General features: G+C 49.7%; 18 protein-coding genes and 1 pseudogene. 6 read left to right on the top strand and 13 right to left on the bottom strand.

The window, feature by feature from the left end; all coding sequences use genetic code 11:
* Positions 1–349: 349 nt before the first annotated feature.
* Together Q0620_RS01970 and thiC are read right to left on the bottom strand one after the other, a co-directional pair.
* Entirely contained in the window at positions 350–1,444 is a 1,095-nt protein-coding gene (locus Q0620_RS01970; RefSeq protein WP_298782996.1) for an Mrp/NBP35 family ATP-binding protein, read from the bottom strand.
* A complete protein-coding gene (thiC, locus tag Q0620_RS01965; protein ID WP_298782997.1) occupies positions 1,441–2,748 on the bottom strand; it encodes a phosphomethylpyrimidine synthase ThiC in 1,308 nt (435 codons plus the stop codon). The genes Q0620_RS01970 and thiC overlap by 4 nt, the downstream gene beginning before the upstream one ends.
* A 217-nt stretch (positions 2,749–2,965) precedes the next feature.
* Here thiC and ispF point away from each other — a divergent pair, with 217 nt between their 5' ends.
* From ispF to Q0620_RS01940, 5 genes are all read left to right on the top strand, one after another.
* Positions 2,966–4,288, top strand: a complete 1,323-nt coding sequence (gene ispF / locus Q0620_RS01960) for a 2-C-methyl-D-erythritol 2,4-cyclodiphosphate synthase (RefSeq protein ID WP_298782995.1) — start codon at positions 2,966–2,968, stop codon at positions 4,286–4,288.
* Positions 4,285–5,148 carry a response regulator gene (locus Q0620_RS01955; RefSeq protein WP_298782994.1) on the top strand — a complete coding sequence of 288 codons (864 nt, stop codon included), beginning with the start codon at positions 4,285–4,287 and terminating at the stop codon, positions 5,146–5,148. The genes ispF and Q0620_RS01955 overlap by 4 nt, the downstream gene beginning before the upstream one ends.
* Positions 5,126–7,051 carry a hypothetical protein gene (locus Q0620_RS01950; protein WP_298782993.1) on the top strand — a complete coding sequence of 642 codons (1,926 nt, stop codon included), beginning with the start codon at positions 5,126–5,128 and terminating at the stop codon, positions 7,049–7,051. The genes Q0620_RS01955 and Q0620_RS01950 overlap by 23 nt, the downstream gene beginning before the upstream one ends.
* Before the next feature lie 705 nt (positions 7,052–7,756).
* Complete coding sequence (locus tag Q0620_RS01945) at positions 7,757–8,293, top strand: phosphatidylglycerophosphatase A (protein ID WP_298782992.1); 537 nt, start codon at positions 7,757–7,759, stop codon at positions 8,291–8,293.
* A 497-nt stretch (positions 8,294–8,790) separates the two neighbouring features.
* Positions 8,791–9,498, top strand: a complete 708-nt coding sequence (locus tag Q0620_RS01940; RefSeq protein ID WP_298782991.1) for an alpha/beta hydrolase — start codon at positions 8,791–8,793, stop codon at positions 9,496–9,498.
* Between the two features lie 463 nt (positions 9,499–9,961).
* Here the strand turns inward: Q0620_RS01940 and Q0620_RS01935 are convergent, their stop codons facing one another.
* The 3 genes from Q0620_RS01935 to Q0620_RS01925 are packed head-to-tail and all read right to left on the bottom strand — an operon-like array spanning position 9,962 to position 10,919.
* A complete protein-coding gene (locus Q0620_RS01935; RefSeq protein WP_177388005.1) occupies positions 9,962–10,429 on the bottom strand; it encodes a hypothetical protein in 468 nt (155 codons plus the stop codon).
* Positions 10,426–10,662 (bottom strand): hypothetical protein, encoded by a 237-nt coding sequence (locus tag Q0620_RS01930; RefSeq protein WP_005871317.1) that lies wholly within the window; start codon positions 10,660–10,662, stop codon positions 10,426–10,428. The genes Q0620_RS01935 and Q0620_RS01930 overlap by 4 nt, the downstream gene beginning before the upstream one ends.
* Entirely contained in the window at positions 10,659–10,919 is a 261-nt protein-coding gene (locus Q0620_RS01925) for a hypothetical protein (RefSeq protein WP_177388007.1), read from the bottom strand. Before Q0620_RS01925 ends, Q0620_RS01930 begins: the two co-directional genes overlap by 4 nt.
* A 69-nt stretch (positions 10,920–10,988) precedes the next feature.
* Between Q0620_RS01925 and uvrB the strand changes: the two genes are divergently transcribed.
* Entirely contained in the window at positions 10,989–12,965 is a 1,977-nt protein-coding gene (gene uvrB / locus Q0620_RS01920; protein WP_298782990.1) for an excinuclease ABC subunit UvrB, read from the top strand.
* A gap of 987 nt (positions 12,966–13,952) precedes the next feature.
* Here uvrB and Q0620_RS01915 read toward each other — a convergent pair.
* The 8 genes and pseudogenes from Q0620_RS01915 to der all read right to left on the bottom strand — a co-directional run bounded on the left by Q0620_RS01915 (position 13,953) and on the right by der (position 20,774).
* Positions 13,953–14,405 carry a hypothetical protein gene (locus Q0620_RS01915; RefSeq protein ID WP_298782989.1) on the bottom strand — a complete coding sequence of 151 codons (453 nt, stop codon included), beginning with the start codon at positions 14,403–14,405 and terminating at the stop codon, positions 13,953–13,955.
* A gap of 427 nt (positions 14,406–14,832) precedes the next feature.
* On the bottom strand, positions 14,833–15,246 hold the full coding sequence (locus tag Q0620_RS01910) for a hypothetical protein (RefSeq protein WP_298782988.1): 414 nt from the start codon (positions 15,244–15,246) through the stop codon (positions 14,833–14,835).
* Between the two features lie 25 nt (positions 15,247–15,271).
* Positions 15,272–16,609, bottom strand: a complete 1,338-nt coding sequence (locus tag Q0620_RS01905; protein WP_298782987.1) for a PFL family protein — start codon at positions 16,607–16,609, stop codon at positions 15,272–15,274.
* 9 nt (positions 16,610–16,618) lie between these two features.
* Positions 16,619–16,885: an ACT domain-containing protein gene (locus Q0620_RS01900; protein ID WP_298782986.1), complete on the bottom strand. Its 267-nt coding sequence runs from the start codon at positions 16,883–16,885 to the stop codon at positions 16,619–16,621.
* A 55-nt stretch (positions 16,886–16,940) separates the two neighbouring features.
* The gene (locus Q0620_RS01895; protein WP_297945222.1) at positions 16,941–17,441 is read right to left on the bottom strand and encodes a DUF2628 domain-containing protein; all 501 of its coding nucleotides are present in this window, start codon (positions 17,439–17,441) and stop codon (positions 16,941–16,943) included.
* Positions 17,442–17,451: 10 nt separating this feature from the next.
* On the bottom strand, positions 17,452–18,420 hold the full coding sequence (trpS, locus tag Q0620_RS01890) for a tryptophan--tRNA ligase (protein WP_298782985.1): 969 nt from the start codon (positions 18,418–18,420) through the stop codon (positions 17,452–17,454).
* Between the two features lie 487 nt (positions 18,421–18,907).
* A pseudogene (locus tag Q0620_RS01885) lies at positions 18,908–19,402 on the bottom strand (shikimate kinase); the annotation flags it as partial.
* Entirely contained in the window at positions 19,389–20,774 is a 1,386-nt protein-coding gene (gene der / locus Q0620_RS01880) for a ribosome biogenesis GTPase Der (RefSeq protein WP_298782984.1), read from the bottom strand. The gene der and the pseudogene Q0620_RS01885, both read right to left, overlap by 14 nt.
* Positions 20,775–20,984: the final 210 nt, after the last annotated feature.

The raw sequence follows: 20,984 nt of genomic DNA, 5'->3' as shown, positions 1-20,984 counted from the left end.
TTTCAAGCTTTAAAATTTAATGCTACAACCTCTACACGAAATTCTATACACAAAAATTTTACTGGCGCCATAAAATTTCGCGCAAAATCGCAGCGAAATTTTAACGCAGAATTTCGAGCTACAAAATTCGGCTCGAAATCCAAAGCCGCGAAACCCGCGTGAAATTTTACCCGCTAAATTTACTGGCAAAATTCTATGACGGATTTGTATACCGAAATTTTGCGAGCATTATAAAATTTGCAGCGAAATTAGGCGTGAAATTTCAAACTATGAAATTCCGCGCCAAATTCTAATCTGCAAAATTCACGAGAAATTCCACGCGAAATTTGACGCCGCGCCCGCCGAAGTCCTAATTCGAGCAGGCGCTCTTGCCGTCCATCACCGGCTGGATCGCGGAGTTATCCGCTAGCTCCTCGCGGTCGATCTTCTCGATCTTTTCCCACAGCTTGCGCGCGGCATCCTCATAGCGCTTCGCGCTTAAAGAATCGGGCGCGTAGAAGCTTACCGGCTTGCCGCTGTCGCCGCCCTCGCGGATAGCGATCTCGATCGGGATCTCGCCGATTACTTCGGTGTTGTATCGCTGCGCCAGCTTTTGCGCGCCGCCGCGACCGAAGATATCGTACTCCTTGCCGTTATCTGGGCAGATGAAGCCGCTCATATTCTCGATAAGGCCTGCGATCGGGATGTGGAGCTTTTCGAACATATCAAGCCCGCGCGCGCTATCGTCCAGCGCGACCGTCTGCGGCGTCGTGACGCACACGCCCGCCGTCACCGGCACGCTCTGAGCGAGCGTAAGCTGCGCATCACCCGTACCCGGAGGCATATCCAAAAATAGCACGTCCAGATCGCTCCATGCCACGTCTTTTAGCAGCTGCTCGATCGCCTTCATTATCATCGAGCCGCGCCAGATAAGGCTCGCGCCCTCCTCCATCAGCACGCCCATGCTCATCATCTCCACGCCGTGGCTTAAGATCGGCTTTAGCTTCTGCCCCACGACGCTTGCTTGCGTCTTATCCTCGCCTAGCATTCGCGGCAAATTCGGCCCGTAAATATCGGCATCCAAAATCCCTACTCTCTTGCCGAGCTTTGCCGTGCTGATGGCTAAATTTAGCGTCGTCGTACTTTTGCCTACGCCACCTTTGCCACTGCTGATCATCACGAAATGCTTGATCTGCGGCGCGATATTTTTGCCGCTGCGAGAGTTGCTCTTTTCCTCGGCGATCTTGGGCTGTTTGATTAAAATTTCGGCGTCCGCGCCGAGCGCCTTTTGCATCGCCGATCTGAGCTCTGCTGCGATCTCCGGCTTGGCGCTGGGGATTTCGATCCCTACGAAAATTCTATCGCCGATCTCGATATCTTTTACAAATCCAAAATCCACGATGCTTTTAGAAAAGCCCGGATAGATCACTCTTTTAAGCAAATTTAAGACTTCGTCTTTACTCATTCTTTCTCCTTATTTTCGGTTAAATTTCTACTGATTTTATATGCGCAAAATTTCGGCCCGCACATCGAGCAGAACTCCGCGCCTTTGTAAATTTCATCGCCCAGACTCTCGTCGTGCAGCTCGCGCGCATGCGCGGGATCGAAGCTAAGCTCAAACTGCCTGTTCCAATCAAAATTATACCTCGCATCGCTCATCTCGTGATCGCGCTCTATCGCGCCTGCTTTGCCTAGCGCGACGTCCGCGGCGTGAGCGGCGATTTTATGCGCGATGATACCCTCTCTGACGTCGCTTGCATTGGGAAGCCCCAGATGCTCCTTTGGCGTTACGTAGCAGAGCATGCTGGCGCCGCAATACGCAGCCATCGTCCCGCCGATAGCTGAGCTGATATGATCATAGCCCGCACCAATGTCGGTCGGAAGCGGTCCCAGCACGTAAAACGGCGCGTCGCGGCAGAGCTTGCGCTCTAGCTGCATATTTAGCTCGATCTCGTTAAACGGGATGTGCCCCGGCCCCTCGATCATCACCTGTACGTTTTTTTCATTCGCGCGCAGGGCTAGCTCGCCTAAAATTTCAAGCTCGCTAAGCTGCGCCCTATCGGTCGCATCGTATAAGCAGCCCGGGCGCAAGCCGTCTCCCAGAGATAGCGATACGTCGTAGGCAGCGCAGATATCGCAAATTTCATCAAACGCTTCGTAGAAGGGGTTTTGCTTATGAATTTTCATCATCCACGACGCTATCAGCGAGCCGCCTCTGCTTACGATACCCATCTTGCGACGGGACAGCAGCGGCATAAACTCGAGCTTAAAGCCCGCGTGGATCGTGAAATAATCCACTCCCTGCCGTGCCTGCTTCTCGATCGTGCTAAGAATAGCGCTCGTTTTTAAATTTTTGATATCGCCCAGCTCATGGATCATCTGATAGATCGGCACCGTGCCTATTGGTACGGGCGAGCGCTCGATTATCGCGGCGCGGATCTCGTCCAAATCGCCGCCCGTGCTTAGATCCATCACCGTATTGGCGCCGTACTTTAAGCAGGCTTCGAGCTTTTCCAGCTCGCTCTCGATATCGCTCGTCGTGCCCGAGGAGCCGATGTTGGCGTTGATCTTGCACCGCAGCGCGCGCCCGATGCCGATGGGTTTTAAGCTTTTGTGATTAACGTTTGCGGGGATGATCGCTCTTCCTTGCGCGATGAGGTCGCACAAGGTCCGCACGTCCATGTGCTCGCTTTGCGCGACCTCTCTCATCTGTGGCGTCAGCTCGCCTTTTTTTGCAAAATAGATCTGTGATACGCAGCTTTCGGTCATTTTCGCCTCGCTTCTTAAAAATGCGCGTATAATATAACAAATTTCATTAATCCTTACTTTTCTTTTGCCGTTTATTTTCGTAACGCAGGCTGAAATTTCGCCGCCGTGCCGCATAAATTTACGCCTAAACTCAAGATATTTTAGCGCGCAAGCCGCGATTAATTTTGCTTTCATTTTTAATACGTATAATTTCGTAACAAAATTTCAAGGATAAAATTTGAAAGATATATCGCTGATTTTGCTCGCCGCAGGCGATTCAAGCAGGTTTGAGCTCCCCGTCAAAAAGCAGTGGTTGCGCGTGGGCGAGCTGCCGCTTTGGCAATACGTCGCGCAGAGCATTGCGCGGGCGCACCCATTTAAAAAGATCGTAATCGCCGTAAACGAAGAGGACGCGAGCTATTGCGAGCGCCTCTATGCGTGCAGCTCGGCTTCGGCGCGCGGCAAAAGCGCAGAGTGCGGCACGAGCGAGTATAAATTTCAAAGAAAGCAGGGCGGGATCGAATGCGGCGCAGATGATCTAAACGACGCAAGCAAGCCGCGGGGTGCGGAAAATTTTAAAGCTCAAGTCGGATGCGGCGCAGATGAATGCGGGCCTGCAAATTTAAAATTTCACTTCGCCCCAGGCGGCGCAAATCGCCAAAGCTCGCTAAAAAACGCGCTAAAGCTCGTAGAGAGCGAGCTCGTGCTCGTAAGCGACGTGGCGCGCGCGCAAATTTCGCCAGGGCTAATCTCCTCGCTGATACGAAATTTAGGCGGTGCGGACTGTATCAGCCCCTATCTTGGCGTAAATGATACGACCTATCTCGGCGAGCGCATTGTGGAGCGAGAGGAGCTGCGCCTCATCCAAACGCCGCAGCTTTCGCGCACGGCGCTACTTAAAAAGGCGCTTGAAGGAAGCGAAATTTTTACCGACGACAGCGCGGCGGTCGGCAGCGCAGGCGGACGGTTGGAATTTATAAAAGGCGAAGCAGGCGCACTTAAGATCACGCGCGCAAGCGATCTGTCAGCGCTAAATTTAAAACCCTGCTCGCGCGATATTTTTTGCGGTACGGGTTATGACGTGCATGCGCTTGAAAAAGGCGCGGGCATCGTGCTTGGCGGCGTGAAAATTCCATGCGAGTTCGTGCTGATCGCGCACAGTGACGGCGACGTAGCGATCCATGCCCTAATCGACGCTATTTGCGGCGCAGCGATGCTGGGCGACATCGGCGAGCTCTTCCCCGACAACGACGTCAAATTTAAAGGCGCGGATAGCAAGGAGCTGTTACGAAAGGTAATGCGGCGCATCAGGGGCTACGGCTACGAGCTCGTAAACGCCGATATTACGATCATCGCGCAACGCCCGAAGATCGGTGCTTACAAAGCGCAGATGCAAGAGGTTTTAAGCGAAATTTTAAACTGCGCGCGCGTCAATGTCAAAGCGACCACGACCGAAGGGCTGGGATTTACGGGCAGAAGCGAGGGCATCGCCGCACAGGCTGCGGTAAACCTGAAATTTTACGACTGGCAAAAGCACGCAGCAAAGGCGCAGGACGTATGAAAATTTTAATAATCGAGAGCGAAAGCTATCTTGCTCAAAGTATCGCAAACAAGCTCGGTGCGCTGGGACATGAATGCACTAACGCGGCAAGTTTGGCGGCCGCGGCAGCTCTTGCGGAGGAGTTTGAGGCGGTGTTACTTTCTACAAGCTGGAGCGGCGCGAGCTTTTATCCGCTGATAGAGAAATTTAGGCGCTCGATCATAATTTTGATGGTTGCTTACGTCGATAGCGAAACGGTGCTAAACCCCGTAAAGGCGGGCGCGACGGATTATATCCAAAAGCCCTTTATGATAGAGGAGCTAATCAAAAAGATCGAGCACTACGCGCAGTTTCGCTCGCTAAAATCGCAAAACGAAGCCTACGAAGCGTTGCTTAAAGAGATCTCTCTTTCGTGCGAAATACCGACCACGCGTTTAGCGCAGATAAAATTTCCGCTTCTTTTGCGCGGCGATGCGGCAGCGCGAGCTGCGGCGGTATTTAAGATCGCGCTTGCGCTAAAATCGCGCCTTAAAATTCTATCCGCACAAGGCCCTGAGCCGCTAGAACGCGGCGCGGAGATTTTTTACGCACCAGATTTTGATAGCCTAAGCGGCGCGCAGAAGGAAAAATTTATAAGCAAAACCAAATCCATGCGTGTAATCGCCGGATCCATCGGCGCGCAAAAGGGCTTTAGCGACGAAATTACGCTTGGCAGCAGCAAAGAACGCAGTGAAATTTTAAGCATCGAAGAATACGTAAAGCTCACGATCGTAGCGCACCAAGACGAGTATTTCGACTCCGATCTGGCGGCGGCACTTGGGATTTCGCGAAAATCGCTTTGGGAGAAAAGGAAAAAATATGGCATCGCAAGAAAAAAATAGCCGCGCGCGTTCGGTACGGATCGCAGGCGAGACAGAAATTTCGCACGATGCGGACGATTTGCACGAAATAAAACCGCTTGAAAGTGAAGGAATTTTAAGCGGCACAAAAACTCTAAACGCCGCAAGAGCTTCGAGTGACGCGGCGCAGAATTTAGAAGCGAAGCAAAATTTAAAAGCATCGCAGAACTCAAAAGCAAGACAAAATTTAAAAGCAAAGCGCAATTTAAAAACGATGCGAAATTTAAAAACGTCAAAGGCGAGCAATGCCAGAAAAGATGAGGCGCAAGCTAAGGGCGCGGCAAGGAATTTAAAGGAAGCTCAAGCTGGAAGCGAGAGCAAAGGCGCAAATAATAGCGCAACGCAAATCCGCAAGATAGAGATCTCGCGCTCCGACCTAAACGTCCTGAGCCTACTCGCAAACGGCGCTTTTGGCAAGAGCTGCGAGCTACTGCGCCCAAGCAAGCTAAGCGTATGCGGCATAAATTTCGTTTTTTCCTGCGCGGACGCAAAAAAGGGCGATATTTTAGAGCTTTATCTCCGCAAGGACGGCATAGCCGAACGCGTCAAAAATTCGCTTAGCGGCGAAAGTGGTGCGTATTTGCTAGCTAAAGAATCGCGCAACTTGCAGGATGGAGTTTCTGCCGCGGCGCAAAACGAGCAGAGCTTTGCGAAAAGCGGCACGGATTTCGCGCGCACTGCAAGTGCGCAAAGCGCTATAAACGCCACAAGCGAGGGCTTAGACCATAGAGAAAGTCTTGCTGCGTGCTATGATCAAACTTTTACTCGCAGCACAGATGTAAAATCTGCAAACAACGCCGCTTTGGATTCGGAGAAAAGCTCCAGTGAAAATTCTGCGGTAAATTCCGCGCAGAGCTTTGCCGAAAATTCCGCACTCAATCGCGTTTGCAGCACAGATGCAAAATCCGTAGCAAATTCGGCGGGAAATTTTATCTCAAATTCCACCGAAAATTTCATCAAAAATTCCGCTGCAAATCCCGCCTATTGTGAGCTTGTAGCGCGCATAGACGTTAGCGACGTTTATGTTCCAAGCGCAAGCGAAGTCGCAGGCTCAATATTTCAAAACGCATACGCAGAGCAAACTGCGGTGCAGGGGCGCATCACGCTGCTAAAAAATGGTCTTGCAGAGCAAATCGCGCGCATAAAAAAAGTCGCAAGCTCGCTTGCCGCGCCTAAAATTTCAGCGTTTTTTACCTGCGCCGATCCGATCCACCGCGTGCATGAGCGGCTGATTAGGCATATGATCGACAAGGCGGATTTCGTGGTGATTTTTTTAACTGGCACGAGCAGCGCGGATGCCCTGCCCTACGAGCTACGCAAAAAAACGCTAAGCTATTTGCTGCAAAATTTTTTGGTTGCGCAACGCGCCATGATGATCGATCTGGGCTCGCTTGCGATTTTTGACGACAAGCCCGCACTGCAGTGCGCGATCGCAAAAAATTTAGGTATAAACAAAATAATTTTTGGGCAAAATCACGCAAATATGGAGCTATTTTTCGAAGGCGGCGGCGTGCATTCGGTGCTGGACGAGTATCAGAAGCGCGGCGAAATCGAAATTTTGCTTATGCCCGAATACGTCTATTGCGAGAAGTGCAAGGTGCTCGTAAGCACGAAAAACTGCCCTCACGGCGCTCATCATCACGTGCATTACCGCGCGCAAAATCTCAAGGCACTGCTGCGCGCGGGGATTTTGCCGCCCGCGATTTTTATGCGTAAAGAGATCTCGGCGATGATTTTAAGTGAGCTTTTTCCCGCGCGATTTTCGGATCTGCAAAAGCTCTACGACGAGCTTTTTCCAAACAGCGGGATCTTGCAGAGCCACGGCGAGAGCGAGTTTTACGAGCAGCTGATGCAGCTGTATCAAACCAGCGCGCTAAAGACGTAGCGTTTGAGGGCACAACGCAAAAAATGACGTGGAATTTGCGGCATCTAGGCAGAGGGTAAAATTTCGCGGCGTTAGAATTTAAGGCGGCTAGACGTAAAGTAAAATTTCATAGTGCGAAAAGAAAAGACTGCGCGGAATTTTGTAGCATAAAGAGCGGCGAACGCAGATTTTGCGTAAAATTTTGTGGTGCGACAAAGCTAAATTTTTAGAGCATTAGCAGCGGTACGATAAAACGAGCTTTAAATTTTAAAGCTTCGGCTACGTAGCAAATTTATAACGACGCAATAAAATCGTGCGACGAAGCGGATTTAAAATTTTAAGGTGCGGCATATGCGTAAATTAGCAGTGTAGCGGATCTAAATTTTAAGTTTTCGGCAAGCGAGCTTAAAATTTTAAAATTAAGCGGTTGCTGCGAGTTACAGCGCAAAACTCGGATGCAGCGCAATGACTGCTCGCTCGCGCAAAATGCCGTGCGTTTGCGGACGGGTTTGAAATCTCCACGCAGGCGAGCAAAATTTTAAAATTTTTACGCAAATGAGTAGAAATTTAAAATTCCTACATTAGCGAGCAAGTAGAACTGATTTCGTGTAGGTGGGCAAATTAATTCTACACGCACGCACGAAATTTAAAATTTTCGCACGCGAGCAGATGCTCTAATTAAAATAAGCGGTAAAATTTTAAAAAGCAAAATTTAAAAGGATAATTATGGATAAAATTTTCGTTACATTTTTCGGCGCGGGGTTGCTAAGGCCCGCGCCTGGTACTTGGGGCAGCATCGCAGGCTGGATAGCGGGGCTTGCGATCTTGATGCTGGCGGGCGAGGTGACGCTGTTTTTGTGCGCCGGCCTCGTTTTTTTCGTCTCGCTTAAGATCGTAAGCGATTACGAAAGGCGGGTAGGCGCGCACGATAACAGCGAGATCGTAATCGACGAGGTCGTGGGGGTGTGGATCGCGATGTGCGTCGCAGCGCCCGTGGGCGAGATCTTTTCGCTGCCGCTGCGGGAGCTGATCGCAGGCTTTGAGAGCAGCAGGATCTCGGTCGTTGCGATGATTTTGGCGCTGCTGTTTTTCAGGGCGTTTGACATCCGCAAACCCTCGATCATCGGGCGCGTGGATCGCGACGTAAAGGGCGGTCTCGGCGTGATGCTGGATGACGTGCTGGCGGGCTTTTTCGCGGGGCTTGGGGTTTTGATAGTTATCTCTTTAGGGCTCAAGCTCGGCGCCGCAGGATTGATTTTTTAAGCTTTTTGGATGTGTTCATGGCAAACACAGCGCGATTACGGGCGCTATCAAGCACCGAAATTTAAAACCGTATCTTGAGCGCAGCTTATGAATTAGCGCAAATTTTAACTTCTGAGGCGCGAGCCCGCTTGGAATTTAAAATTTAAGCGGTATTTATTCGCGCAGCCTGCAAATAAAGCAAACGTAAAATTTAAAATTTTGCACGAGTCGCGATAAAATTTGCGTGGTCCTAAATTTTAAATTTCGCAACTTGCAAAATTCTAAGACATAAAAATTTAATTGCGCTGCAAGAATCAAAATTATGCCGCCTGAAATTTCGTGCGGCTAAATTTAAAACAAAGCGGCAGGTGCAGATCGCGCGTAAAATTTTAAAATTTATCGCTAATCGCAGGCAGTCTAGCAGGGCGTGCTATTAAATTTTCAGCAATATTTATGGTTTTGCTTGTAGCATTGCCGCAAAATGCGGGTATCGACGCAAAAATTTAAAGGAACGAAAAATGCAAAAGAGCGCAATTGAGATACGCGGCATTCCCGCCGCCATTTGGGGGAGCCGCTCGAAAAAGGTTTATATCTACGCTCACGGGCAAGGCGGAAGCAAAGATGATGCGGAGCTTTTGGCTTCCGTCGTTTGCGAGCAAGGCTGGCAGGTAATTAGCTTTGACTTGTCCGAGCACGGACAGAGGCGGCACGAGCCCGCTTCTTGCGATCCGCGACGCGCTATTTTGGAATTTCGCGAAATTTTATCGTATGCAAAGAAGCGCTGGGACGAGGTCGCCCTGTTTGCCGTTAGCCTAGGGGCATGGCTCAGCCTGCAAAGCTTCCGCGACAAAAAGCTTAGCGACTGCCTCTTCGTCTCGCCGATACTTGATATGAAATACGTTATTTCGAATATAATGTGCCAAGCTGGCGTCAGCGAGGAGCGATTGAAGCAAGAGCGGATGATTTTGACCCCTGTCTGGCAACCGCTTTTTTGGGAATATTGGAGTTTTGTTTTGAACAATCCGATCACAAAATGGGAAACGCCCAGTAGAATTCTATATGCAGAAAACGACGATATGACGCCTCTTTACATCGTCAAAAATTTTGCGCAGAAGTTCGACTGCAACTTAAGCGTTATGAAAAACGGCGAGCATTGGTTCCATACGCCGCAGCAGCTAGATTATTTGCGTAGTTGGATCAAATCGGCGGTTGAGAATCGGCGATAAAAATTATGTGAAAAATTTAAAACCCGCGCCGATAAAATTCCGCGCGTTTTCGGGGTACAAATTTCATAAATTTAAGATGATCTTGATATTTTGCCTTAATACGCTTGTTTTATAAGGCGCTTTTCGTAAATCTCAGCTCGCATCGCGTCACGCGAGGGGCATAGCTTCAAAGCACCCATTTCATAAATTTAACCGCAATAGCATAAATCATGACCGATATGAATTACAAACTAAAATATGATTAAAATTTTAGCCGATAAGCTGTCAATATAAATGTAAAAATGCCAATTTTAAAGCTAAATTTTAAAAAAATACCTATAAAGATGAATTCTTGAAATATTAGCATGTTTTTGGCACGAGGTGCGAGCGATGTACGGTTTATCGCACTTCACTAGCACTATCGCGCTTTTGCTACACGGATGCTTTACGAATCCATAGCAGTCGCGCGATTAAATTTTAAAAATTATTTGCCTATCCTAAAGCCATTTAACTTCATATAAGTCGTATCTTTATGAAATGCTTCGCATCGCTCCCTGTTGCGATTGATATTCGAGGTCTCGAAAAAATATCCATCACTATCTTGACGTAAGGTGATCGTCGCGCAAAAGATCATATCGTTTTTGAGTTTCGGTCCTACGCCGTAATCAAAGGATTGATTTAAAGTGACGGTTTTTTCTAGATCACTATCACTAAACTGTCTGGAGCCCGTCATGCTCTTTAGCTCGCGAAAATTTCCTTGATTTAAGTAGTCGCGTTGTATATCTTTAAATACGCCTTCAAGCTCGACTGCATAAGCTTTTACTAAAACCTCATCCTTAGCACCGCTTAATTTAGGATATATTATTTTTACTATCACGAAGATTATAATAGCTAAAAATATTATCCCGCTTACGCCGCCGCCTACTGCCGCACCTTTTCTCATTTTCATCATTTTACTCCTTCGTCGATGTCCTTTACCAAGGCATCTATTTTTTTGTTCAGCATAAAATTTTCATAGCTTTTTTGGATATAGGCTTCAAGTAGTTCGCCCGCATCCAGATGATCGCTGCCACGAGTTAAAATCCGCCAGTCTCTGCCGAAGACCTTTGCAAAGTCATCATCCAGGCTTATCGCGTATTTTTTCGTCAAAGACTTACTCGTAAGCTGAACCGAAATTTCTTTCATTTCTCGCCTAAATTATCGCCTGCCAAAATATCGTCGATCTGCTTGCTTAGATCCTCATCGCTCATCTTGCGATATGCCAGATCGTTTTCAAGCGTGCCAAGCTGCATTCCCAAAGCCTCGTTTTGCGCCTTGACCGTCGCTAGCTCGGTACGTAGCTTTTCGTTTTCGTCTCTAGCTTCGCTATAGCGTCTAATCAGCTCAGCTACTTTATTGCTTAAGCCCTCGACCTTTTTCTCTTCGTCAAAGATTGATTCCATTATTTCGCCTTTTCTGATATAATTTAAATAAAAATATTACCCAATTTTGGCTTTAAAAAAGGAAAAATTTTGCAAAATTTTAAAATCGAGAGCAAATTCTCTCCGAGCGAGGATCAAGAAAAAGCGATCGAAGGCATCGTCGCAGGCTTTCAAAGCGGCAACAAATACCAAACTCTTCTCGGCGTTACCGGCTCGGGTAAGACTTTTACTATGGCAAATATCATCAAGCGCCTCGGAATTCCCGCGCTCGTAATGACGCATAATAAATCTCTCGCGGCGCAGCTTTATAGCGAGTTCAAGGGCTTTTTCCCGCAAAACCACGTCGAGTATTTCATCAGCTACTACGATTATTATCAGCCCGAGGCCTACATCCCTAGGCAGGATCTTTTCATCGAAAAGGACAGCGACGTAAACCAAGAGCTCGAGCGCTTGCGGCTAAGCGCCACTGCAAGCCTGCTGAGCTTCGACGACGTCATTACCGTGGCGTCGGTTTCGGCAAACTACGGCCTGGGTGATCCCGCCGAATATAAAGGCATGGTGCTGTTTTTTGAGATCGGATCAAAATTTAGCACTAAATTTTTGCTTCGCAAGCTCGTCGATATGGGCTACAAACGCAACGACGATTTTTTTGATCGCGGGAATTTTCGCGTAAACGGCGACGTGATCGACATCTACCCCGCGTATTTTAACGACGAGGCATTTAGGGTCGAGTTTTTCGGCGACGAGATAGAGGCGATGTATCATCTGGACGTGCTCGAAAACAAAAAGACGCAGAGCGTCAAAAAATTTATTCTCTACCCGACGAGCCAGTTCATCGTAGGCGAGCAGCGCCTGAAATCAACGATCAAAGGGATCGAGGAGGAGCTTGAACAAAGGCTGAAATTTTTCGAGGACGCGGGCAAGCTCGTCGAGGCGCAGCGGCTGAAAGGGCGAGTGGAATTTGACCTTGAGATGCTGGGCGCTACGGGGATGTGTAAGGGGATCGAAAACTACGCGCGCTATCTGACCGGTCAAAAGCCAGGCGAGACGCCCTATTCGCTCTTTGATTACTACGAGAGCAAGGGCAAGGACTATCTCGTCATCGTCGATGAAAGCCACGTGAGTCTGCCACAGTTTCGCGGGATGTTCGCAGGAGATCGTAGCCGCAAAGAAACGCTCGTAGAATACGGCTTCCGCCTGCCATCAGCACTTGATAACCGCCCGCTGATGTTTGATGAGTTTATCAACAAAAAAGCTAAATTTCTATTCGTCTCCGCAACGCCCAATGATTACGAGCTAGGGCTTAGCCGCGGAGCCGTATATGAGCAGATACTGCGCCCGACGGGGCTGCTCGATCCGCAGATTATCTTAAAAGACAGTGACAACCAAGTTGAAATTTTACACGATATGGCAAAGGAGGTCATCGCTCGCGGCGAGCGGATCTTAGTGACCGTGCTAACCAAAAAGATGGCGGAGGAGCTGAGCAAATACTATTTGGAGCTTGGGCTTAAGGTCAAATATATGCACTCGGACATCGATGCGATCGAGCGCAACGAGCTCATCCGCGGCCTACGCAGCGGCGAATACGATATGCTAATCGGTATAAATTTGCTCCGCGAGGGACTCGATCTGCCCGAAGTAAGCCTTATCGCGATCATGGATGCCGATAAGGAGGGCTTTTTGCGCTCGCGCACGAGCCTAATTCAGACGATGGGGCGAGCCGCACGAAACGTACACGGGCAGGTCGTGATGTTTTGCAAAAAGATCACCGCTTCGATGCAAGAGGCGATCGACATCACCCAAAAGCGCCGTAAATTTCAAGATGAATACAACCGCGCCCACGGCATAACCCCGCATTCTGCGAGCCGCAATATCGAAGAGAGCCTAAAGATCGAGGACGGCACCGAAATTTTAAGAAAGGGCGCCAATTTAGAGAAGATGCCCGCCGCCGAGCGCGCCAAGATCGTAAAGGAGCTTCGCAAGCAGATGCTCGACGCCGCGGCCGCGCTGGAGTTTGAAAAGGCCGCCGCACTGCGCGATGAGATCGCAAAACTTAGGAAGCTGTAAATCGCAAGACTTAAAACGCCCTGAAATTTCGTCGTGAAATTTGCGCGTTAAATTCCACCTGGCGGAGCGTGAAATTTGCGCGCATAACACATAGCGAATTTACGCGCCAAATGCCGTCAGACAGAGCATTAAATTTACGCGATCTACGCGTTAAATGCTGCGAGATAGAGCGTAAATTTGGACGTGATGCGAGACGGCGAGTTCTGAAATTTAATCATTAAATTTAAATAATTCGCGCAGGAATGCCGCAAGGTGAAATTTTAAAATTTACTCATTAATTTTAGATAGTTTGAGGCGGATTGCTGCGAGAGCGGTTTTAAAATTTGCTCGTTAAATTTAAGATAGTTTGCGCGCGAAATTTATACTTTGATTTTTCTCGCTAAATTTACACTCCACACTCCTGCCGCGCTGGACGCGCGATCCGTAAATCTACGCGCCGAACTTTTTGTTTCAGCTCGCTTTCGATCCGTAATTTACGAGCCCGATTTACGGCAGTCCGTGCTATCGCACTCTATACCACCGCGCGCCTTTACGCTTTTTTCTCGCTTTTTTTTGCATCTCTCCGCACCCATATTCGACTTTTTCCCGCGCGCGCCCTGCGTTAAATTCTGTTGCTTCGCTCGCTCAATCCGTAGCGGCTACGAGCGGACATGCACTCAGACGCCGAGTTTGCGCGTACTTTTTACGCGCCGTTGTGCGCGGATACTTTCAAAATTTTACGCAGAATTCCAAGACTGCCTGCACCTAAATTTGCGCCGCCGCCATAAACGCTTGTTTTTAAGGGCACGAACGAAGTATTTGAACGGCGCGGGAAATGAAATTTAGATGGCGTTTATCGAAGCGTATCTTAGCCGCTGCAGTGCGCCACAAAATTTCAAAACGACAACGAGCCGTGATTAAATTTATCCGCAGGAGCGCCCATAACGCGCCGATTTACGCGCTGCGTAAATTTTAAAATTACCTCTAAATTTAAAATTTTATCCGCGATTAATCCTCCCCGCGAAACTCTAAATTTTCCACGCGCAGCGGTCTTTCGCCTTCGAAAATCACCCCGATGCCGAAAGGCTCGCAAATATCAAGCGCGCCGGGCCCCAGCAGCCACTGCGTATCGCGCGCGTAAAACGTGCATTGCGGCAGCTCAAACGGCAGATCGCAAACGGGCACGTCAAGCAGCCTAAGCTCATCCTCGCTCAAACGATACTCGCGTCTAAGCTCGTCTCGCAGGAAGAAAAGAGCGTCTTTTACGTACCGATCGATGTCCCAGGCGTCGCTGCGCGAGCAAGACCCCGCATCGTCCACATCCGCCGTATCTGCAGACACGAGACAAAATGGTACCTCGCCGAAGCTTTCGCTTTTTAGCGCCAGCTCCGCATACCAAATAAAGCCCTCGTCCGTTGCGACTTTTTCAAGTTCGCCAAATTTCCAAGCCATTTTTTGCATTTTATTTCCGCCTCATATTTTCGCGTCGTCTTTTAAAATTTTGATGCTACGCCCGTTTTTGCGTCTTTCGCGCCATGTTTAAATCCGCGCCGAAATAGAATCCCGCTCGCTTCTTAAGCGGACGAGCAATGATAACGAAACAGGTTGCTTTTAAATTTTAAAATTCTAATACAAGCCGCTTTAAAATTTCAAAAGACCCGCTGCCGTCCGCCGCAAGCGGCGATGAAATTTTAACGCCTCGTCTTACGGCGAAATTTTAAAATTTAGCTCGTCGTAGAGACAACGCATCGTAAAATTTCAAGCCGAAATTCTAACTCAAAATTCCACGTCCGCAGCACAGAATTTAAAGCTCAAAAATTCCATCGCGGCGACTTAGAATTTTACTCACTAAATTTTACGAATTTTGTGCGCTTTTAAATCCGCAAATTTAATACGCCTTTACGAGCCGTAAATTTTTTAGATATATGACGCCGTCAAAAACGCCGCCTCCATTCGGCGCAGGCCAAGAAATGGCAATTCTTTTCGGCTCCTCGTCGTATTTAGGCTCGCAATAATTCTTTGAGCAGTCTATTTTAAATACCTCTTTATCGTTGCTATCAAAATCCGTCTGGGTAGAATTTTTAGGAATTTCCAGCGTGTGGATTATGCGATACGGCTCGCCCTCTTTTGTGCGGGCGGACGTTATTTTTATTAGCGTATCTGCGCTGCCGTCCGAAGTCCTATATACCCCGTCTTGCCCCAAGCCCGCCAGCTCGAATTTTTTCTCCTTGCTATAAAATGCCGAGATTATGGAGCAGCCGCTAAAAAGCAAAACTGCCGCAAATAACGCAAACGCTCTCATCTTTCCTCCTTAAGCGGGTTAAGCTTTAGTTTTTAAAACTATGAATGGGTGCTGGGATCTGGCCGCCGCGGGCGATGAAATCGGCTGAAGAGTTTTTATTTACGCTCATCACCGGCGCGCTACCAAGAAGCCCGCCAAATTCCAGCGTGTCGCCCTCTTTGCCCTTTGGGATTATGCGCACGGCGGTCGTTTTTTGATTTATCACGCCGATCGCGGCCTCGTCGGCTATGATCGCGGCGATCGTTTGCTCGGGCGTGTCCTGCGGGATCGCGATCATATCGAGCCCCACCGAGCAGATCGCGGTCATCGCTTCGAGTTTTTCTAAGCTTAGCGATCCTGCGCGCACTGCGGCGATCATACCCTCATCCTCCGAGACAGGGATAAACGCGCCGCTAAGCCCGCCTACTTGGTTGCATGCCATCACGCCGCCCTTTTTGACCGCGTCGTTTAGTAGCGCTAGCGCAGCCGTCGTGCCGTGCGTGCCGACGCGCTCCAGCCCCATCTCCTCAAGCACGCGCGCTACAGAGTCGCCCACCGCCGGAGTCGGAGCTAGCGAGAGATCGACGATGCCAAATTTCACGCCAAGGCGCTCGGAGGCCATTTGCCCGACGAGCTGTCCGATGCGCGTGATCTTAAACGCAGTCTTTTTAACGGTCTCGGCGACCACGTCAAAGCTCGCTCCGCGTACCTTCTCAAGCGCGCGCTTAACGACGCCCGGGCCGCTAACGCCCACGTTTATGACGACTTCTGCCTCGCCCACGCCGTGAAATGCGCCCGCCATAAACGGATTATCCTCGACGGCGTTGGCAAATACGACCAGCTTTGCCGCGCCAAGATCCGAAAGCCGCGCGGTTTCTTTTATCACGCGCCCCATATCGGCGACCGCGCTCATATTTATGCCCGTCTTGGTCGAGCCGATATTTACCGACGAGCAGACCTTCTGCGTCGCGGCGAGCGCGGCGGGGATGGAGTCGATTAAAATTTTATCGCCATTTGCGTAGCCCTTTTGCACGAGCGCCGAAAAGCCGCCGATAAAGTCGATGCCGACCTTTTGCGCCGCCTCGTCCATCGCCTTGGCAAGCGGGACGTAGTCGGTAGCGTTCGTCGCCGCGCCGATGATGGCGATAGGCGTTACGCAGACGCGTTTATTTACGATCGGGATGCCAAGCTCTGCTGAAATTTCATTACCGACCTTTACCAGATCGCGAGCCTTATCGGTGATCTTTGCGTAAATTTTCTCCGCTGCCTTGTCGATGTCGGGATCGATGCAATCAAGCAGGCTGATGCCCATCGTGATCGTACGAATGTCGAAATTTTGCTCCTCGATCATCGCGATCGTCTCGGTTACGTTTTTGATGTCCATTTGCGCGCCTTAGATGTTGTGCATGGCGTCAAAGATCGCCGAGCTTTGGATGTTGATTTTAACTTTTAGCTTTTCGCCTAGCTCGTTTAACTCCACCTTTAGAGCCGTGAAGTCCTGCTTTTCGTCGCTGGAAACCACCGCCATCATCGTAAAAAACTCATCCAAAACCGTCTGGCTGATGTCGTCTATGTTTAGCCCAAGCTGCGCGAGCTTAGCCGAAACGCCCGCCACAATGCCAACTTTGTCCTTGCCGATCACCGTTACGATCGCTTTCACTCTTACTCCTTTTTAAAATTTATTTAGCTATTTTGAGCGCGAAAGCCCTTTAAAACTACTGAATTTTGCCGCCGTTTGAAATTATTAGCGCAAAGACAATTGCGACAAAAGCGTAAAATATTACCGCGAGCCATATCGCCCATCTATTCACGCCGCCGCCCCGTCTTAGGGCTTCATCGTCCTGCTTATCCAGTAGCGCGACAAATCTATAGCAAACGAAATATTTCGCCATAGTTCCGCTACTGACGCTAATCGCCATTCCTATACTTCTATCATATTCATCCAAAAACGGAATAAAGCAAGAAATTACCACAACGGCAAATAGGGCTGCGGCAATTTTGTACTCCTTGCGGTACAGAAAAAAGAACAGCGTGCCGAAAAATCCCCACCAGCTCCACGTGCTTACATAATTTAACTCGCGCTGCTTGCCCGCGGCAAAAAATTTCTCGCAGGCGCGTGCGTAAATTTCAACCTTACTTGGGGTTTGCAAGAAAATTTCCAGCTTCTGTCGAAGCAACTTGCCGTCAGATAAAATTTCTCTAGCGTAATCCGTCATCTCACTCTCCTTAGCGATAAATCCCCACGGCGGCGCGAACCTTTTGCATCAATGAAGCAGCCGTCGCAGCCGCTCTTTGCGCGCCCTGTCTTAGCATCTCATCTAAAATTTCGCGGTGACTTTGATAGTATTCGAATTTATCTCGCGCGTCTTTGAAGTAGCCGAGCACTAGCTCGTTTAGATACGCCTTAAAATGCCCGTGCCCCTCGCCGCCCCGCTCGTAACGAGCCTGTAGCTCCGTCTGCTCCGCTTCGCTTAAAAACAGCTTCGCGATATTATAGACATTGCATCCGCGCCACTGCTTAGGCACCTCTAGCGGCTCGGAGGTCGTTACGATACTTGAAATTTGCTTCTTTAGTGTCGCAGCATCTGAGAAAATATCGATCGTATTGCCGTAGCTCTTGCTCATCTTCGCGCCGTCTGTGCCCGGCACGATCGCCACTTCATCATTTACGCGCGCTTGCGGAATAGTTAAAATTTCGCCGTGGGCGTTGTTAAATTTAAGCGCAATGTCGCGGGCGATCTCGACGTGCTGGATCTGATCCTTGCCCACGGGCACGATCTCCGCGCTGTATAGCAGGATGTCCGCCGCCATCAGCACGGGGTAGCTGAACAGATCGTGTTTGCTCTCAAAGCCCTTGGCGATCTTGTCTTTGTATGCGTGCGCTCGCTCGAGCAGCCCCATCGGCGCATATCCGCTTAAAATCCAGTAAAGCTCCAACACCTCTTTTACGTCGCTTTGCACCCAAAACACCGTCTTTTTCGGATCGATACCCAGCGATAAAAACGCCGCGGCGGCCTCGTAGGTGGAGTTTTTTAGCTTTGCGCCGTCGCTTACGGACGTGAGCGCATGGTAGTTTGCGATAAACATAAACATCTGCTCGCCCGCGTTTTGCGCATCCACCATCTGCTTGATACTCGCGAAGTAGTTGCCCAAATGCAGCTTGCCGCTGGGCTGAAGACCCGTTAAAATTCTCATCATTGCTCCTTTAAATCAAAATCAGATCGCCGTCCACAAAACCCACGGCGATGTACTTGCACTTAAAAATTTTTGCATCTGGCATCTGCTCTCGTAGCTCGCGCAGAGCCTGCACGAGCATTTTTAAAACCTGTCGCCACGAAAGCTCATTTAAAAATTCAAGCTGCAAGCGCGAGCTTTGCGGATAAAACCCATCCTCGTCCTCGCACGCCCAGTCGTCGTCATCCGCGTCGTAACTGCTCGATCCCGCGAGCTGCAGCGCGTAAGGCTCGTAAAGATCGAAGTGCCACGCGATCACGCGCTTTGGAATTTTCTCGCGTTCTAAGCCTTCCAGTAGTTCATGCAACTTTTGCTTTAGCGCCTCTTTCTTTTTAAGCTTATCACTTTTACCCTCTTTGCCGTGCGGCTCGGAATTTTTGCCGCCGCCAGAGCACTTCTGCTTAGACATCTTTTTCCCCTTTAAATTTAGCCCGTCGCAGGCGGAGCAAATTTCTTTTACGATCTTTTTTACGCTTTTATTTTCGACGTCGATTACGATGTCGGCCTTTTTTTCATACGCCCCGTTTCTTTGAGCATGCAGCGTCGCGGCCTTTTGCAGATCCGCTAACAACGGGCGCTTGGCAAATTTTTTCTCCGCGTTTTCGCTGTTTTTTAAGCGCTCCACGATCCCTTCAAAGCTTGATTTCAGATACACGACGGTGCCGATTTTATTTAAATTTTTCACGGCGTAAAAGCCGCCGCCGGTGGAGATCACGGCGCATCGGACGGACTTTTCTAAAAATTTCGCAAGGCTCTCTTCCATCTTTCTAAAGCTCTGCTCACCCTGCTCTTTAAAAATTTGCCCGATCTTTTTATTGGCGTAGCTTTCGATCATATCGTCGCAATCAAGCGCAAACATCCCGCTTTGCGCAGCCAGAGCCCGCGCTACCGTGCCCTTGCCGACCCCCATAAAGCCGATGAGCACGATGTTACCGCTCTTCATCGCTCTCACCTTTTTTGCGCGGTAGCAGCACTAGCGGACTTCCCGAAAGAGCGAAGCTCGCGCGCAGCCTGTTCATCAAATAGCGCTTGTAGCTAAAATGTAGCGCTTGCGGGCGGTTCATTACAAGAGCGATCTTCGGCGGCGCAAAGCCGATCTGCGCGGCGTAGTAAATTTTAACCGATTTGCCCCGCTCGCGAGGTATCGGATGCGCCTTTATCGCGGCTTCTACCGCTTCATTGATCCTTGCGGTGCCGAGCTTGCGCGTGAAATTTGAATAAACCTCCAAAATGAGCGGGTAAATTTTATGGATCCGCTTCCTGTCCGTCGCGCTGACGCTGATGATCGGCGCGTAGGAAAGGAATTTAAACCTATCGCGCAGATCGCGGCAAAACTCGTCGTAATCGCGCTCGCAAAGATCCCATTTGTTTAAAATTATGATGAGCCCGAGTTCAAATTTAGCCGCAAGCCCCGCTATACGCTCGTCCAGCTCGTTTAGCGGTTCGCTTGCGTCAAGCACCAAAAGCGCGATGTCGGAGTTTTGTAAAATTTTTTCGGTGCGATTTAGCGCGAAACGCTCGATGCCCTCGATCTTGCCGCGACGGCGAATACCCGCCGTGTCGATAAACTCGAGCGTGCGTCCCCCAAATTCCGTGCTTTCGTTCACCGGATCGATCGTCGTGCCCGCGTAATCGCTCACGACCGAGCGCTGCGAGCCGACAAGCGCGTTTAAAAGGCTTGATTTACCGACGTTCACCCGCCCGATGATACCCACGCCGATGGTTTTACTAGCGTAAAATTCCTCGTCGCGCCCCTCTTTCGGCTCGCCCTCGTCGTTAAAGCCCTCTATAAAATCATCAAAAATTTCATCCTCGTCCTGCTGCGCGGGCGCAGGGTCCAAAAAGCCGTAGATCCACTCTTTCAGCTCGTCGATGCCGCTATTGTGCGAAACGGAGATCGGGAAAAATTTAACGCCGAATTCGTTAAACTCCCAGCTACGCTCCTCGTCGCGCTTGCCGTCGATCTTATTGACCGCTAGGGCGATGGGCTTACCGAGCTTTTGCAGCGAGAAAAATATCCGCCGCTCATCATCGCTCGGAAGCAGCTTGCCGTCCGTCATAAAGATTATCAAATCCGCGCTTTTTGCCTCGCTTAGCGTCTTAGCCTGCACGCGCGCAAACAGCTCGGAGGTGTCGTCCAAGCCGCCAGAATCGATCACTCGCACGCGGCGATCGAAAATTTCGGCTTCGGCTCTATTGGTATCGCGCGTCGTGCCCGCAACGTCGCTCGTGATGGCGATGCGAGCGCCCGCTAGGCGGTTAAAAAGGCTCGACTTGCCGACGTTGGGGCGCCCGATGATGATCAAACTTTTCACATTCGTCCTTGTAGTTTTTGGCGCGATTATAACCAAAAATAGATTAAAGCCAAATTCTACGCGCTCGCTCGCGCAAGTCGGGCGGCAAAATTTTATGAAATTTAGGCGCTAAATTTAGCGAAATTTTATCGCGACACTAGCGGAACGCCGCCTAGATAAAAGGCCTTAAAGCGCACGATCCGTCGCCGCGGACGACGCGAAACTGGGGCT

Origin of the sequence: uncultured Campylobacter sp. (assembly GCF_938017615.1) — a bacterium.
Taxonomy (GTDB): domain Bacteria; phylum Campylobacterota; class Campylobacteria; order Campylobacterales; family Campylobacteraceae; genus Campylobacter_B.
The sequence above is the reverse complement of the archived record's forward strand: the minus strand, read 5'-3'. Positions and strand labels throughout refer to the sequence as shown.

Bases quoted from the DNA above. Each gene is read 5' to 3' on its own strand.
- Q0620_RS01970 (WP_298782996.1), bottom strand. From the start codon at position 1,444: ATGAGTAAAGACGAAGTCTTAAATTTGCTTAAAAGAGTGATCTATCCG.
- thiC (WP_298782997.1), bottom strand. From the start codon at position 2,748: ATGACCGAAAGCTGCGTATCACAGATCTATTTTGCAAAAAAAGGCGAG.
- Q0620_RS01955 (WP_298782994.1), top strand. From the start codon at position 4,285: ATGAAAATTTTAATAATCGAGAGCGAAAGCTATCTTGCTCAAAGTATC.
- Q0620_RS01950 (WP_298782993.1), top strand. From the start codon at position 5,126: ATGGCATCGCAAGAAAAAAATAGCCGCGCGCGTTCGGTACGGATCGCA.
- Q0620_RS01945 (WP_298782992.1), top strand. From the start codon at position 7,757: ATGGATAAAATTTTCGTTACATTTTTCGGCGCGGGGTTGCTAAGGCCC.
- Q0620_RS01940 (WP_298782991.1), top strand. From the start codon at position 8,791: ATGCAAAAGAGCGCAATTGAGATACGCGGCATTCCCGCCGCCATTTGG.
- Q0620_RS01935 (WP_177388005.1), bottom strand. From the start codon at position 10,429: ATGATGAAAATGAGAAAAGGTGCGGCAGTAGGCGGCGGCGTAAGCGGG.
- Q0620_RS01930 (WP_005871317.1), bottom strand. From the start codon at position 10,662: ATGAAAGAAATTTCGGTTCAGCTTACGAGTAAGTCTTTGACGAAAAAA.
- Q0620_RS01925 (WP_177388007.1), bottom strand. From the start codon at position 10,919: ATGGAATCAATCTTTGACGAAGAGAAAAAGGTCGAGGGCTTAAGCAAT.
- Q0620_RS01915 (WP_298782989.1), bottom strand. From the start codon at position 14,405: ATGCAAAAAATGGCTTGGAAATTTGGCGAACTTGAAAAAGTCGCAACG.
- Q0620_RS01910 (WP_298782988.1), bottom strand. From the start codon at position 15,246: ATGAGAGCGTTTGCGTTATTTGCGGCAGTTTTGCTTTTTAGCGGCTGC.
- Q0620_RS01905 (WP_298782987.1), bottom strand. From the start codon at position 16,609: ATGGACATCAAAAACGTAACCGAGACGATCGCGATGATCGAGGAGCAA.
- Q0620_RS01895 (WP_297945222.1), bottom strand. From the start codon at position 17,441: ATGACGGATTACGCTAGAGAAATTTTATCTGACGGCAAGTTGCTTCGA.
- trpS (WP_298782985.1), bottom strand. From the start codon at position 18,420: ATGAGAATTTTAACGGGTCTTCAGCCCAGCGGCAAGCTGCATTTGGGC.